The organism is Roseomonas gilardii subsp. gilardii, assembly GCF_023078375.1.
Taxonomy (GTDB): Bacteria; Pseudomonadota; Alphaproteobacteria; order Acetobacterales; family Acetobacteraceae; genus Roseomonas; species Roseomonas gilardii.
The window spans coordinates 116,537-130,363 of sequence record NZ_CP095554.1 but is presented as its reverse complement, the minus strand read 5'-3'; the positions used below and the strand labels follow the sequence as shown (position 1 = coordinate 130,363).

At 74.9% G+C, this 13,827-nt stretch carries 10 protein-coding genes; 1 reads left to right on the top strand and 9 read right to left on the bottom strand.

Annotation, left to right across the window (positions count from 1 at the left end; genetic code table 11):
* The 8 genes from MVG78_RS00640 to MVG78_RS00605 form a co-directional block, all read right to left on the bottom strand.
* A complete protein-coding gene (locus tag MVG78_RS00640) occupies nt 1-1,197 on the bottom strand; it encodes a glycosyltransferase family 4 protein (RefSeq protein WP_247557224.1) in 1,197 nt (398 codons plus the stop codon).
* A complete protein-coding gene (gene wecB / locus MVG78_RS00635; RefSeq protein WP_247557222.1) occupies nt 1,194-2,333 on the bottom strand; it encodes a non-hydrolyzing UDP-N-acetylglucosamine 2-epimerase in 1,140 nt (379 codons plus the stop codon). The genes MVG78_RS00640 and wecB overlap by 4 nt, the downstream gene beginning before the upstream one ends.
* Before the next feature lie 4 nt (nt 2,334-2,337).
* Complete coding sequence (locus MVG78_RS00630; RefSeq protein WP_247557219.1) at nt 2,338-3,603, bottom strand: glycosyltransferase family 4 protein; 1,266 nt, start codon at nt 3,601-3,603, stop codon at nt 2,338-2,340.
* Nucleotides 3,600-4,865 carry a DegT/DnrJ/EryC1/StrS family aminotransferase gene (locus MVG78_RS00625; protein WP_247557217.1) on the bottom strand — a complete coding sequence of 422 codons (1,266 nt, stop codon included), beginning with the start codon at nt 4,863-4,865 and terminating at the stop codon, nt 3,600-3,602. Before MVG78_RS00625 ends, MVG78_RS00630 begins: the two co-directional genes overlap by 4 nt.
* 141 nt (nt 4,866-5,006) lie before the next feature.
* Entirely contained in the window at nt 5,007-5,711 is a 705-nt protein-coding gene (locus MVG78_RS00620) for a sugar transferase (RefSeq protein ID WP_247557199.1), read from the bottom strand.
* Nucleotides 5,704-6,924, bottom strand: coding sequence for an O-antigen ligase domain-containing protein (locus MVG78_RS00615; protein ID WP_247557196.1), 1,221 nt, complete (start codon nt 6,922-6,924; stop codon nt 5,704-5,706). Before MVG78_RS00615 ends, MVG78_RS00620 begins: the two co-directional genes overlap by 8 nt.
* Nucleotides 6,925-6,929: 5 nt before the next feature.
* A complete protein-coding gene (locus MVG78_RS00610) occupies nt 6,930-8,111 on the bottom strand; it encodes a hypothetical protein (protein WP_247557194.1) in 1,182 nt (393 codons plus the stop codon).
* Between the two features lie 77 nt (nt 8,112-8,188).
* Entirely contained in the window at nt 8,189-9,922 is a 1,734-nt protein-coding gene (locus MVG78_RS00605; RefSeq protein WP_247557191.1) for a heparinase II/III domain-containing protein, read from the bottom strand.
* Nucleotides 9,923-10,158: 236 nt separating this feature from the next.
* On the opposite strand from MVG78_RS00605, the gene MVG78_RS00600 reads away from it, so the two are divergent.
* Nucleotides 10,159-12,960: an SLBB domain-containing protein gene (locus MVG78_RS00600; protein WP_247557172.1), complete on the top strand. Its 2,802-nt coding sequence runs from the start codon at nt 10,159-10,161 to the stop codon at nt 12,958-12,960.
* A gap of 57 nt (nt 12,961-13,017) precedes the next feature.
* Here the strand turns inward: MVG78_RS00600 and MVG78_RS00595 are convergent, their stop codons facing one another.
* The gene (locus MVG78_RS00595) at nt 13,018-13,824 is read right to left on the bottom strand and encodes an IS5 family transposase (RefSeq protein ID WP_247557169.1); all 807 of its coding nucleotides are present in this window, start codon (nt 13,822-13,824) and stop codon (nt 13,018-13,020) included.
* Nucleotides 13,825-13,827 lie beyond the last annotated feature (3 nt).

Here is a 13,827-nt window from a genome sequence, read left to right as displayed (position 1 = left end):
CTAGCCCTTCCCGGGGAGAGGGGCCAAGCGCCCGTAAAGGCCGGTCAGACGTTCGGCTTCCGCAGCCCAGCCGTAACGCCCCAGGGCGGCGGCGCGCCCGGCCGCGCCCATCCGGTTCCGCAGGGCGGGGTCGCGCAGTTCCTCCATCGCCGCCGCGATGGCGCGGGGGCTGGCGGTATCCACCAGCAGGCCGCAGCCGCTGTCCCGCACCACGGTGGCGACCTCGGTGGCGAAATCCGGGGCGATCACCGGCAGTCCGGCCAGCATGCAGTCGAACAGCTTGTGCGGCAGGGCGAGGCGGTGGTTCTCCACCCCGGGCTGGAACAGGACGAGGCCGATATCCGCCCCGGCCAGGCATTCCAGCGCCGCCGGCTGCGGCATCCAGCCCAGCCGCTCCACCCGGTCCTCCAGCCCGAGCCGCCGGGCCAGGGCCAGGAATTCCGCCTCGCTGCCGTCGGCGAAGCGGCCGATCAGCCGCAGCCGGGCCTGCGGCGGGCCGAGCGCCAGGGCCCGCAGCATTTCCTCCGTGCCGCGGCTGCGGGTCAGGCTGCCCAGATGCGCCAGGACCAGCGGGCCGGGCGCGCGCCGGCGGGGGACCAGGGGCAGGGGTTCGGCATAGTTGCGCACCGCGACCAGCCGGGGCGTGGCGCGGAAATCCTCGTCCAGCCCGTCCTTGGCGACCACCACCGCATCGGCCCGCGCCGCCATGGCGCGGCAGGCCCGGCGAATCGCCGCCCGCACCAGGGGCGCCAGGATGGGGCGCAGCGCCCGGGGCAGGCGATGGTCGAGGCGCGAGGGGTAGTGCTCATGGACATCGAGCACCACCCGTGTGCCACGGCCGCGCGCGGCCATCAGCGCGGCCAGCCAGGAATCGGGCTCCGAGGCATGCAGCACCGCCGCCCCGCAGGCGCGGGCGCGGCGGGCCAGGGCGGGAATGCCGAGCAGCCGCCCGCGCCAGCCCGGCCGGCGGCGATAGGGTGCGAGGATCACGCCGCGCGACCGTGCCGGGGTGGGAGCCGTGGCGGCGGGCTGGGGGCAGAGATGCCAGACCCGCCAGCCGGCGGCGGCCAGGGCGGCGCCTTCCTTGCCGACGACGCGCACATCCTCCGGCGGATGGGCGGCGGACAGCATCACCACGAGGGGCGCCGCCGCCTTGGCGGCGCCGGTGTGCAGAGGGGTGGGGGAGAGGGCGGTCACGCGGCGATCCCCCGGGGAGCGCCCAGGGCGGGAAGGACCTCGCGCAGATGCGCGGCCATGCGCGCGCCGGCCTGTCCGTCCCAGAGCGGGATCGGCCGCGCGGCGGGCCAGCGGCCATCGAGGACCTCCTCCACCGCCCCGGGCAGGTCCTCCGGTCGGACCAGCCGGTTGGCACCGGACAGCAGCGTCACCGGCCGCTCGGTGGAGGGGCGCAGGGTCAGGCAGGGCAGGTCCAGCGCCGCCGCTTCCTCCTGCAGCCCGCCGCTGTCGGTGGCGACCAGCCGGGCCCGCGCCATCAGCGACAGGAAGGCGCCGTAGCGCAGCGGTGGCAGGCGTAGGATGCCGGGGGGAAGCTCCAGCTCCTTCGTGGCCTTAAGGGCGGCCAGGCGGGCCGCCGTGCGCGGGTGCACCGGCCAGACGAGGGGAAGGCGGCGCGCGGCCTCGCCGGCGGCGCGCAGCAGCGTGGCCAGCGTGGCGGCGCTGTCCACATTGGCCGGGCGGTGCAGGGTGAGCAGCCCGTAGCCCCCGGGACGCAGTCCCTCGGGGAGAGCCAGCCGACGGGCGGCGGGCAGGGCGCGGCGGAGGCTGTCCACCATCGCATTGCCCACCGCCCGGACCGTCCGGGGGGAGTGTCCCTCGGCCAGGAGGCGGGCCGCCGTCTCCTGGTCCGGGGCCCAGAGGAGGTCGCTCACCGCGTCGATGGCGCGGCGGTTGATCTCCTCCGGCATGTCGTGATCGCCGCAGCGCAGCCCGGCCTCCAGATGCGCCACGGGGATGCCCAGCTTGCGCGCCGCCAGGGCGGCAGCCAGCGCACCGTCCACATCGCCGGGCACCACCACGAGGGCGGGGCGGCGCGCTTCCCAGAAAGCGGCGCAGGCCATCAGGGTGCGGCCGGTCAGCTCGGCATGGGTGCCGCCGGCGATGCCCAGGGAGACATCCGGCGCGGGCAGGCCGAGATCCGCCAGATGGTCGCCGAACATGGCGGCGTCGTGGTGCTGGCCGGTGTGCAGGATCACCGGCTGCGCGCCTGCCGGATGCTCCCGCAGGGCATGCCAGAGGGCGGCGATCTTGGGCAGGTTCGGCCGGGCTGCGACCACAAGGTGCAGTTCGGGGGAGGCTGTGGCGGGGCGGGTCATGGCGTCAGGCCGGGGCCAGGGCGAGCCGTGGCAGGGGCTGCGCCGCCGCCTCCACCACCGCGCAGAACTGCCGGACCTGCAGCCGCCGGTCCCAGCGCCGCTGCGCCTGGGCGCGGGCGGCGGCGCCCATGGCGGCGCGCAGGCCGGGCCGGACCGCCAGCCGCGCCAGGGCCTCGGCCAGGGCGCGGGCATCACCCGGCGGGGTGGCGATGCCGCTCGGCCCCTCCGCGACGATCCGCGCGGCGCGGCCGGGGAGGTTGGTCACCACCGGCAGCCCGGCGGCCAGCCCGTCCATCAGCTTGTTGGGCGCCGTCCATTCGGCGAATTCCGGCACCGGGGCGAGGCAGTGCAGCGCCACCTGCGCCCCGGCCAGCAGTGCCGCCAGCCGGGGCTTGGGCAGGGGGTCGAGGAAGCTGACATTGCCCAGCCCCCGGGAGGCAGCCTCGGCGATCAGGCGCGGCTTCTCGCCCCCCTCGCCGACCAGCAGGATGCGGATGCGGTTCTCGCCGGCCAGGCGCAACTCGGCGGCGGCGTCGAGCAGCGCGTCGAGCCCGTTGGCGCGGCCATGCGCCCCGGCATAGACCGCGAGGCATTCCCAGGGTGCGGCGCAGGCGGGGCGCCAGGGCGCGCGCTGCGGCCCGAACAGGTCGAGGTCGCAGCCATTGGGCACGACATGCAGCCGCGCGGGATCGGTGCCACGCGCCCGTGCCGTGTCGGCCATGCCCTCGGTGAGCCCGATCACCGCCGAGGCCCGGCGGCAGGCGGCATCGGCCAGGGCCTCCATCCCGGCAAGGGCCCAGCCCGGAGCCTCGCCCATGGCGCGCGGCAGTTCGGGCCAGGGGTCCCGGATCTCGAAGACGAAGGGCGTGCCGCGCAGGCGGCGCGCGGCCAGTGCCGGGACCGCCACGGTGAGCGGGGTGGAGGAGGCGACCACCAGATCCCAGGGGCGCGACAGTGCCAGCGCCGAGGCCGCGGCGGCGTAGCGCCCGAAGGCCATCAGGCGCTCCGCCCGGCCCTGGGCATTGCCGCAGCGGATGTCGAACTCCACGATGCCGAAGCCCGCCGGTCCGGGGGCGCGCCCCTGCCGCCGGCCCCGGCGGAAGTGCCCCTCCAGGCCGGTCTCGGCGCCATCATAGCGGCCGCAGGCCAGCGTCACGTCGTGGCCTCGCGCCGCCAGCCCGGAGGCCATGGCATGGGCGCGCGTGGCGGTGCTGCCGGCCGGGGCGGAATAGTGCTGGTGCAGATAGAGGATGCGCAGCGGCACGGTCACGGCCGGGACCTCCCGCGCGAGGGGCGGGCGGGCGTGAAGCAGTCGCGGATGATGCCGATCACCCGGTCCTGCTCCGCCGGGGTCATGGTGCCGGAGGGCAGGCAGAGGCCCTGCTCGAAGAGCGAGGCGGCGACGACGCCGCCAAGATGGCTCGCCTGCCGGAAGGCGGGCTGGAGATGCAGCGGCTTCCAGACCGGGCGGCTTTCGACCGAGGCAGCCTCCAGCGCCAGGCGGATGGCCTCGCGGTCCGTGCCCGCCTCGGCGGGGTCGACCAGCATGGCGGTGAGCCAGCGCGAGGAGCGGCTCCAGACGGGTTCCGGCATCAGGCGCAGGCCAGGCAGCCCCGCCAGCCCGGCGGCATAGCGCGCGAAGACGGCGCGGCGCTGGGCCACCCGCACCTCCAGGTGCCGGAGCTGCGCCCGGCCGACCGCCGCCAGCAGCGAGGACAGGCCGTAGGAATAGCCTGTGGTCTCATGCTGGTAATGGGGCGAGGGCTCCTTGGCCTGGGTGGCGAGATGGCGGGCCTGGGCAATCAGGGCCCCGTCATCCGAGGCCAGGGCACCGCCGCCGCCGCCGGTGACGATCTTGTTACCGTTGAAGGAAAAGGCCGCCAGCCGCGCCCCCCGCCCGGCGGAACGCCCGTGCTGCAAGGCCCCCAGCGCCTCGGCGCTGTCGCTCAGCACCGGCACGCCCCAGCGGGTGCAGATCTCCGTGATCGCGGCGAGGTCGGCGCATTGCCCGTAAAGGTCCACCGGCACCACCACGCGCGGCAGGCGGCCCTGCCGGGCCGCGCGGGCCAGGGCCTCGCGCAGCCGCTCCGGGTCCAGCGTCCAGCTTTCCGGGGAAACATCGAGGAAGCCCAGGCGCGCGCCCATCTGCGCCGCGGGCGCCACCGTGGCCACGAAGGTCAGGGTGCTGGTCCAGACCTCATCACCGGGTTCGAGGCCAAGCAGCCGGTAGCCGAGATGCAGCGCTGCCGTGCCGGAGGCGAGGGCGGCGACATGGCGGAAGCCGGTGCAGGCGGCGATGGCGGCCTCGAAGGCCGGCAGGGCGGGGCCGGCGGGGGCGAGCCAGCCGCTGGCCAGCGTCTCGCGCAGCGCCTGTTCCTCCTCCCCGCAAAGCTGCGGCGGGGAGAGATGGATGCGGGCGGGCGAAAGGGGAGGCGGCGGGACGGTATGCCGGATCGGTCCGGGCGGGCTGAACAGCGTGTCGGAGAAGGACAGGAGCGCTGTCTCCCCGGCGGCGCTCACATCCATACCCATGCTGTCCTGTTCATTCTGGACATCCCTCGGCCAGCCAGGCGATTCCGGCGTTCAGGGTTGTAAATATATCGTGAATTGCAACTTAAGATATGAGGCCGGAGGCTGAAATCGCCTTCGCGAAAAGAATGTTGCGGCGCTGCATCAGCGTGGCGCCATGCTCTCCGCCCCCGCCACGGGCGGCGCGGACGGGCCGGTGGGGGGCGTGCCGAGGCAGGCGCCGGTGAAGGCGGGGCTGCTGGCATGGCCGGGCGCCGTGGCGCCCCGCCCGCGCAGCAGCAGCGTCAGGCTGGCGAGGATGATGGCGATGTCGCCCGCCAGGGTGACGCGGGCGACATAGTGGGCGTCCCATTCCAGCCGCTCCCCCCACGGCAGGGCGTTGCGGCCGCGCGCCGTCACCGGGCCGAGCAGGCCGGGCCGGACGGCGAGGCGGCGGGCCTGCCGCGCCGTGTAGAGGGGGGTATAGGCGGGCGGCAGGGGACGGGGCCCGACGAGGCTCATCTCGCCGCGCAGGATGTTCACCAGTTGCGGCAGCTCATCCAGCCCGCTGGCACGCAGGCAGCGTCCGAAGCGGGTGAGCCGCGCCGAATCGGGTTCGCCCGGCCAGGCGGGGTCGCGCATCGAGCGGAGCTTGAGGATGGTGAAGACCTGCCCCCGCCAGCCGGCGCGGCACTGCCGGAACAGCACCGGGCGGCCAAAGGCCAGGGCGACGGCGAACGCGGTGCCGAGCAGCAGCGGCGCGAGCAGCACCAGCATCAGCGCCGCGCCCGCAAGGTCGAGCCCGCGCTTCAGGCGCCTGGCATAGAGGCCTTCCTCCGGTCCGGATGCCCCTTTCCCTGGCTCAGGCACGCTGCGCCCTGATGCCCAGCGACAGGGCGAGGCCCAGCGCGAACCAGACCATGCGGTTGCCCAGATCGGTGGAAACCATGGCGCCGATCGCCACCGGGATCACCAGCGCCACGATCCGCCCCACCCGCTCGGGCTCCAGATCCTCCGGCAGGGCGAGGAGCCGGACGAGGACCACCGCCGCGCCGCCCCCGAAGGCGCCGAGCCAGAGCAGCAGGCCGAGCGGGCCTTCCTCGGCCAGGGCCTCCAGCGCGTGGTTGTGCGGATACATGCCGCGCCGCTCGCCATAGCCAGCGGCGACGGTGAAGCCCCCGGCACCGAGGCCGAGCGGCATGGAGGCCCCGGCCCAGTCCAGCGCTGCCAACCAGAGCACGGGGCGGGCCGAGGCGGCGATGCCCTCTCCGGTGAAGCGTTCCAGCGTGCGCAGGCCCTGGCTGCGGCCGGGATCGGCATAGAGCAGGCCCAGGCCGAGCCCCCCGGCCAGGACCATCGCGCCGATCCAGCCTGCGGCGGCCAGCGGGCGGCGGCCGGTCCAGAGCCGTGCCGCCGGGGCCAGAGTGACCGCCACGCCCAGCGAGAGCAGCGCCGCCCGCCCGCCCGGCAGCAGCGCCCCCAGGGCGAGGCCCAGCAGCAGCAGCGCCCAGGCCACCCGCCCGGCCCGGCCCGCCTCCACCAGCCGCACCGCCGCCAGCCCGGCGCCGCAGGCCATGGCGAGCCCGGCGAGCTGGTACTGCACCCGCGTCGCATCCGTGGCCCCGACCAGGCCGCCGAGCACGACCTCACCCGAGGCGAGGCCCCAGGCCACGCCCGCCGCGACGAAGGGGCCGGTCAGCATCGCCGTGGCCACCAGCCATCGCCGGGCCGCCGCATCCGCCCCGGTCGCCATGCCCGTCGCGAGCATGGCGGGGCCGAGCAGGACCGCCTCCGGCAACTTCTGCGCCAGGATCTCCGCCGAACTGCTCCAGGTCGCGGCCAGCACCATCCAGAGCCAGAGCGCCCCCGCGGCGGCGAGCGGCAGCGCCACCGGACGCAGCACCGTCCAGCGGCGGGAGGCCAGGAGCCAGGGGAAGGTGACCGCCAGGGCCCCGGCGGACAGCAGGGTGATGTCCGGCAGGGCGGCGGTCTGCGGCACGGATTTCAGCGCCCCGGCCAGGAACAGCACCGCCGCGGCCATCCCGGCCAGCGAGCCGGGCGCGGCGGCATCGGGACGCGGCACCGGGCTCAGCCCTCCGGCGCCGGGGCGGGCGGGCGCGGCACCGGCGCGAAACCCGGATGCCCCCGGCGCCGGTCGAGGGGCGGCGCGGCGGCTGTTCCCGTGGCCCGCGGGGGAGCCGGATGGGCGGTGGGATAGGGACCGGCCGCCGCGCCCGGAGGGAGACCGGAGGAGGCGGGAAACGGATCGCCCAGCGGACCGTCCGGTGGACCGTTCCCGTGCCCGCTCTGGCCTACCGGCTCGTGGCCCGGCTGCCCGCCGCGCAGATCCGGCGGCAGGGCGACGGGTGGCAGGGGCGGCAGCACCATGCGGCTGTCCGGGCTGGCGGCGGGCAGCGCCTGGCGCAGCAGGACGAGGCAGGCCGCGCCCAGCAGGACCGCCAGCGGCACCGTCACCAGCAGCAGCGCGATCAGCAGCGGCCGGTTCGGCAGGGTGGGGGCGAGCGGCACGCTGGGGGCGGAGACCAGCCGCGCCGCCACCGCCTCGTCGGTCAGCAGTGCGAGCCCGGCGCGCTGGTGCTGTGCCAGGAGGTCGTAGAGCGGCGTGCGGGTGAAGACGTCCCGCTCCCGGCTCAGCCTTTCCTCCAGTTGCGCGATACGGTTCCGGGTCAGGCTGGCGAGGTCCGCCCGGACCTTGTCCTCGGCGAAGGCATGCAGGCGGGCCAGTGCGTCGAGCGCCATGGCGCGGTCGGGATGCGGCAGGTCCAGCGTCACCGTCACCGTCTGCAGCGACTGGGTGACGGCGAAGTTCCGCTCCAGCCAGGTCTGCAGGTCGTCGGCATTGCTCTCGATCCGCAGGTCGAGCCATTGCCGCAACAGGCCCATCGGGCCGCTGGCGCGCTGCTCGGTGATCCAGGCGGGCAGGGCCGTGTCGCGCATCAGCATCGCCACCGCCTCCGGTGAGCGCAGCAGCGCGAGATACACCGCGAAATTCCCGCCCGAGCGATTGTCCAGCAGACCGCCGGCCTGCAGCACCGCATTGGCCTGGATCAGCGTGGAGACCGCGAGGCCGGTGGTCTCGGCGGGCGTCACCACCGCCTCCGCCACATACTGGCGCGGCCAGGTCAGGACCAGCGTGACACCGGCCGCCAGCAGCACGAGCCAGGTTCCCAGGACCCTCCAGCGCCAGAGCCAGAGGGCGCGCAACAGTTCCGGAAGCGGCATTCCCTGGCCCAGCGTGACTTCGCGCAAGTATCGAGTTTGTGAACGGAATGTTCAACCCAGGATTGAAACGGGACACGGCATCCCGGCCGCGCCTCCTGGCCGGATCAGACCGGCAGGCGGATCACCGTCAGGATGCGCGAGACCGGTGCCCGGGCGCGCAGTTCCAGAACGGGAACGAGGCGCGCCTCGCCATAGCGGGGGGCCTCCCACCCCTCGGTGAGCGCGATGCCGAGCGGCACATCCGCCGAGACGGCGATGCGGCCCAGTGGGGAGATGACGCCCTGGGGGCTGCGCTCCCAGGCGGCGGGGGCCAGCCGCCAGCGCAGCGTGACCTGTTGAAAGGGGCCGGACAGTTCATCCAGCACGCTCCAGCGGCGGCCCAGGCCCAGCACGCGCCGGTCTTGCCGGTTGCCGCGCCGGTCGCAGGCCCAGGCGCCATCCGCCAGCAGCCCGCTCCGGCTCCAGCGCGCGCGCAGGAAGCGCCCGGCGCGGGGCATCGGCTCCGCATCGTCGAAGAGGATGGCGTTGTGGCCCGCGGCATCCTCCAGCCCCAGCGCCACCACCCGCCATTCGGGGGCAGGGTTGTAGGACAGCGTGCCGCCGTCGCGCAGCAGGTTCACCGGCCCGTCCCAGAGGTCGAGGTTCAGCAGGTCCGAATGCCCGGGGCGGAACTCCAGCGGGCCGGTACGCAGCAGGGCGCGGGCGCGGCCGATCGTCCAGCCACGGCTGCCGCTGGCCTGCCAGCGCGCCTCGGGCCGTGGCACCGGGGCGGGCGGCAGGCCGAGCCAGAGGCAGCCCGGATCACCCGCCACCCCGGCCGAGGCGCCCAGGAAGAGCCGCGCGGCGCGCTCGACGCTGCCGCGCGCATCGCCCGGCCCGCCCAGCGACAGGTCCGCGACATGAGAGCCGTCCTGATGCCCGAGGCGCGGCAGGGCGCCGCTGCCACGGTCCAGCAGCCGGGCGAGCCAACGGCTGGCGGCGGCGGCGCGGGCGGCGAAGGGCGGCGGGAAGGGCAAGGCCCCGTAGCTGCGCCGCAGCCATTCGGCGGTGGAGAGCACGTCCAGCAGCAGGCGATGATAGCCCGTCGAGACCTGGGCGAAGCCACCATCCGGCGCCACCAGCCGGTCCAGCGCGGCGGAAAGCCGGGCCATGGCGGGGGCGGGGTCCTCGCCCAGCAGCAGGTCGCAGGCGAAGAGGCCGGCGGGCTCGCTGACCGTGTGGTTGTTGTCCTGCGCCTCGGCATAGCGGCGGGTGGCGGCGATGCGCTGGCGGTGCTGGGCCAGCAGCCCCCGCAGCCCCGGGCTGGCCGCCTCGCCGCCCAGCAGGGCATGGGCCAGGGCGAGGTGCAGGGCGCGCAGCGCCGCCTCCTGTCCGCAGGCCCAGTTCGGCCCGCGGAAGGGCGGGTTGGCGCGGCACCAGGCGGTGAGCCTCGCCTCGGCCCGGTCGCGGTGGCCGCCCTGCGGGTCGAGCCGGTGCGCCAGGGCGAGGAGCGGGATCTCCCCCAGCCGGTTGGCCTCCCAGACCGGCCGCACATCCCCGGCCGCGAAGAGGTCGAGCGAGAGCCCATGCGTCCGGGGCGCGAAGGGGCCATGGGAAGCGGCAGGGGATTCCGGCCCCGGTGGCGGGAGTTCCGCCACCGCCATCAGCACGGGCAGCGTTTCCGCCGCCAGAGCCGCCGGAACCGGGGGATGGCCGGTGGGCAGGAAGGGGCCCTCGGCGGCCGGGAGGTCGGGCAGGGCACGGCGCGCCAGGCCGGTCGCCAGACGCAGCCGGTGGCGCAGCAGCAGGGCCACCGGCCAAGCCCCGAGGCGCCAGGCGGCATCAAGGCGCAGCAGCACGGTGGCGGGAGGGAGGCGCTTGGGAGGCCATACAGGTCTTGTCTGGGCAACCTAAAATTGTTGTGAGAATGATTAATGATCATCTAAAGTTGTAAATCGAAATCAAGGAATGACCCTGGCCGTCAAGGCCGTGCGCGCCGAATCGGGAATACGTCAGATTGAGCCTCCTTCACCCCTCCGGATCGCACCACATCCGGTCGCCCTTCCCGTTCGCGGCCCCGCTTCTGACAGTTCTGGTGGTCTTCGCCACTCCGGCGGCCCGGGCGCAGTCGAACCTGCTGATGCCGCCCTCGCTGCCTTCCACCCTGCCCGGCGGGCAGTCCTTGCCGAGTGCCCTGGCCAACGGCCTGTCCGGCGGGCTGGCGGGCGGGACCCAGGGGGACCTGGTGCAGCGCCTGCTGGACGCTGCCTCCGGCCGCACCACCACCACCCTCGCGCCCCCGGCGCCCCTGCCGCCGGCCGCGCCCGCCCTCGCGATGCCCCCCGCCGCGGCCGGTGCCTTCCCCGCCGGGGCCTTCGCCAGCGGGTCCTTTCCCGGCATGACGCCACCGCCGGAACCGCTGTCCAACACCGAGAGCTTCTTTGCCGCCCGCCTGCCGGAGCAGCAGCCGCCGCTGCGCCAGTTCGGCTATGACAGTTTCCGCCAGGCGGCGATGCCGGGCCTGACCACCGGTGCCATCCCGGACAGCTACCTGCTCGGCCGCGACGACGAGGTGATCATCGCGGTGCGGGGGCGGGTGCGGACCTCCTACACCCTGCGGGTGGGGCGGGACGGGATGCTGACCCTGCCCGACCTCGCTCCCATCCCTGCCGCCGGGCGCAGCCTGGGCGAGCTGCGTGCCGAGATCGAGGCGCGGGTGGCCCGGGAGCTGGGCGGGTCGGAGGCCTATGTCTCCCTCGGCCAGACGCGGCAGATCGCGGTCTTCGTGGCGGGGGAGGTGATGCGCCCCGGCCTGCAGACCCTGCCGGCGCTGACCAGCGTGCTCGATGCGCTCAGCCTGGCGGGCGGAGTGCGCCGCACCGGTTCGCTGCGCGCCATCCGGGTCGAGGGGCCGGGCGGGGCGCGGATCGTCGATCTCTACGGCGCCATCGCCGGCACCGGGGCCACGCCGGACCTGTCGCTGCGGGAGGGCGAGCGCGTGGTGGTGCCGCCGCTGGGCGGGGTGGTGGCGGTGGCGGGTGAGGTGACGCGCCCCGGGATCTACGAACTGCCGCCCGGCGCGGCGCAGCAGCCGCTGGCCCAGGTGCTGCGCCTGGCGGGGGAGGCGCTGCGCCCCTCCGGCAACCGCTTCCTGCTCCTCGGCACGGATGCCGGGGGGCGGCGGGCCTATGCCGAGATCGCCCCCGCCGCGCCGCTGCGCCGGGGCGACGCGGTGCTGGTGCAGCCGGGGGCGGACGTTTCCGCCAACGCGCTGCGGCTGGCCGGGCATGTGGCGGTGCCGGTGATGCGTTCGGCCGGCGGCGGCTATGGCAAGGCGGGCTTCTCCCTGCACCAGCTCCTGGCCGATTCGCGGCAGATCAGGCCCGACCCCTATGTGCGCCTGGGCGTGGTCTGGCGGGTGGACCCGCAGACGCGGGTGCGGCGCTTCATCGGCTTCGACCTGGGCCGGGTGCTGCAGGGGCAGGCCAACCTGTCCCTCGCCGAATCCGACGAGGTGATCATCCTGGCGCAGAGCGACATCCTCTGGCTCTCCTCGCCCCCGGTGCAGCGCGCCCTGCGCGGCGAGATGCCCACCCCGCTGCTGGTGCCGGTCACGGTCTCGGCCGGCACCGCCCAGCGCCCGCCCGATGGCGGCCCCACCGCCAACACCGCCGTCTCCGCCGGGCTGCCCGCCTCGGTACCGGCGCAGCCGGACTGTCCGGCGCTGCAATCCCTGGCCGTGGCGGCGAAGGGCAGCCCGATGCGCTATGCCCATGCGCGCGGCGCGGGCTTCCCGGATCTCGGCAACCCGCCCTGCCCGCAGGTCTTCGTGGACTATCCGTCCCTGCTGCCCTTCCTGCTGGACCAGAGCGTGCTGCTGGGCGGGGAGGTGGGGCTGCCCGGCCTTTATCCCGTGCTGGAGGATACCGGGCTGGACCAGGTGCTGGCGGCGGCGGGGAATGTGGGGGAGACGGCGGACCTCGCCGCCGTGGAATTCTCGCGCGAGCCGCTGGACCAGGCCGGGGCCGTGCCGCTGACCCGGCTGCGGCTCGACCTGCGCTCGCGCAACTTCGCCGCCGTGCGCCTGTCGCCGCGCGACGGCATCCGCATCCCGCGCGGCTTCGGCGACCGGGAGATCGGCTCGGTCACGCTGGTGGGGGAATTCGTGCGGCCCGGCACCTATGACATCCGGCGGGGCGAGCGGCTGTCGGAGCTGATCGGCCGCGCCGGGGGGCTGACGCCGCAGGCCTATCCCTATGGCGCCGTCTTCACGCGGGAAAGCGTGCGGCAGCGTCAGCAGGACGGTTTCGAGCGCACGGCGCGGGAACTGGAATCCAGCCTGCTCCAGGTCGCGGCCGGGCAGGCGGTGGCGGGCAGCCGGGCCAGCGGCGACCTCGGCGGCGCCATCACCGCCGGGCGGCAGATGGCCTCCGCCCTACGGGAGGCCAAGGCGGCGGGGCGCATGTCGGTGGAGGCCAATCCGGCGATCCTCGCGGCCCGGCCGGAGCTGGACACGCTGCTGGAGCCGGGCGACCTGATCGCCATTCCCAAGCGGCCGAACGAGGTGACGGTGGTGGGGGCGGTGCTGAACCCCGGCAGCGTGCAGTTCGCCACGGGGAAGAAGGCGGTGGACTATGTCCGCGCGGCGGGGGGCGAGCAGCGCTTCGCCGATGCCGGCCGCGCCTTCGTGGTGCTGCCCAACGGGCAGTCCGTGCCGGCGGGCATCGGCTCCTGGCAGGGCGGCGGGCCGCCGGTGCCGCCGGGCAGCCTCGTGGTGGTGCCGCAGGACCCCAGCCCCTACGAGACCTGGGGCTTCATCCGCGACATCACGCAGGTCCTGGGCCAGGTGAGCGTCAGCGCCGCCGCCCTGGCCGTGATCTCACGGCAGGCCCAGTAGGGAAGGCAGGGTGGCGGGCCGCCCCGCCACGCCGCTGGGTCCCTGTGCTAGAGGGTGTTACGGACTGGGGGCGAGTTCTGCGGCACGCTTGAGGAGCAGGACGGTGAAGGCGACGAGGTGAAGGCCTGCGAGGGTCTCGGGCAGTCGCTCGTAGTCGCGTGCGAGGCGGCGGAAGCGGGCGAACCAGGCGAAGGAGCGCTCGACCACCCACCTCCTGGGCAGGAGGACGAAGCCGCGCTTGGCTTCGGGGAGTTTGACGACCTCCAGGGTGATGCCGTGGGCGGCTGCGGCCTGGGCGGGCCGCTTACCGGTGTAGCCCTGGTCGACATAGGCCAGGTTCACGCTCTCGCCGGTTGCGTCCTGGACGGCCTCGGCCAGTGTGGAGACGGCCGAGCGGTCATCGGCGTTGGCCGGGGTGACGTGCAGTGCCAGCAGGTGGCCGAGCGTGTCGACGGCCAGGTGCAGCTTGGAGCCTCTGGTCCGCTTGTGCCCGTCCCAGGCGGCGCGTGCGCCGCTCTCGGGTGTGGATCGCAAGGTGCGGCTGTCCAGCACGGCCGCCGAGGGCTCCTCCGACCGGCCCTGAGCCAGGCGGAGCACCGCCCGAAGGTCCTGAACCAGCATCTCGAAGCAGCCCGCCCGCAGCCAGCGCTGCGCCTGGTCGTAGACGGCGTGCCAGGGCGGGAGGTCGTTTGGCATGGCCCGCCAGGCCACGCCGTAGCGCACCAGGTATCGCAGCCCGTTGAACACCTCCCGCAACGGGTGCTCGCGCTGACCGGCCTCCTCGGGCAGCAGCGTCAGGTAGGGCGCGACCAGCGCCCACTCCTCGTCAGACACATCGGACGGGTACGGCTTACGAGAGGGCATTCA

Excerpts from the sequence above, each read along its gene's own strand:
- wecB (WP_247557222.1), bottom strand. The coding sequence starts at position 2,333 with ATGACCCGCCCCGCCACAGCCTCCCCCGAACTGCACCTTGTGGTCGCA.
- MVG78_RS00625 (WP_247557217.1), bottom strand. The coding sequence starts at position 4,865 with ATGGGTATGGATGTGAGCGCCGCCGGGGAGACAGCGCTCCTGTCCTTC.
- MVG78_RS00595 (WP_247557169.1), bottom strand. The coding sequence starts at position 13,824 with ATGCCCTCTCGTAAGCCGTACCCGTCCGATGTGTCTGACGAGGAGTGG.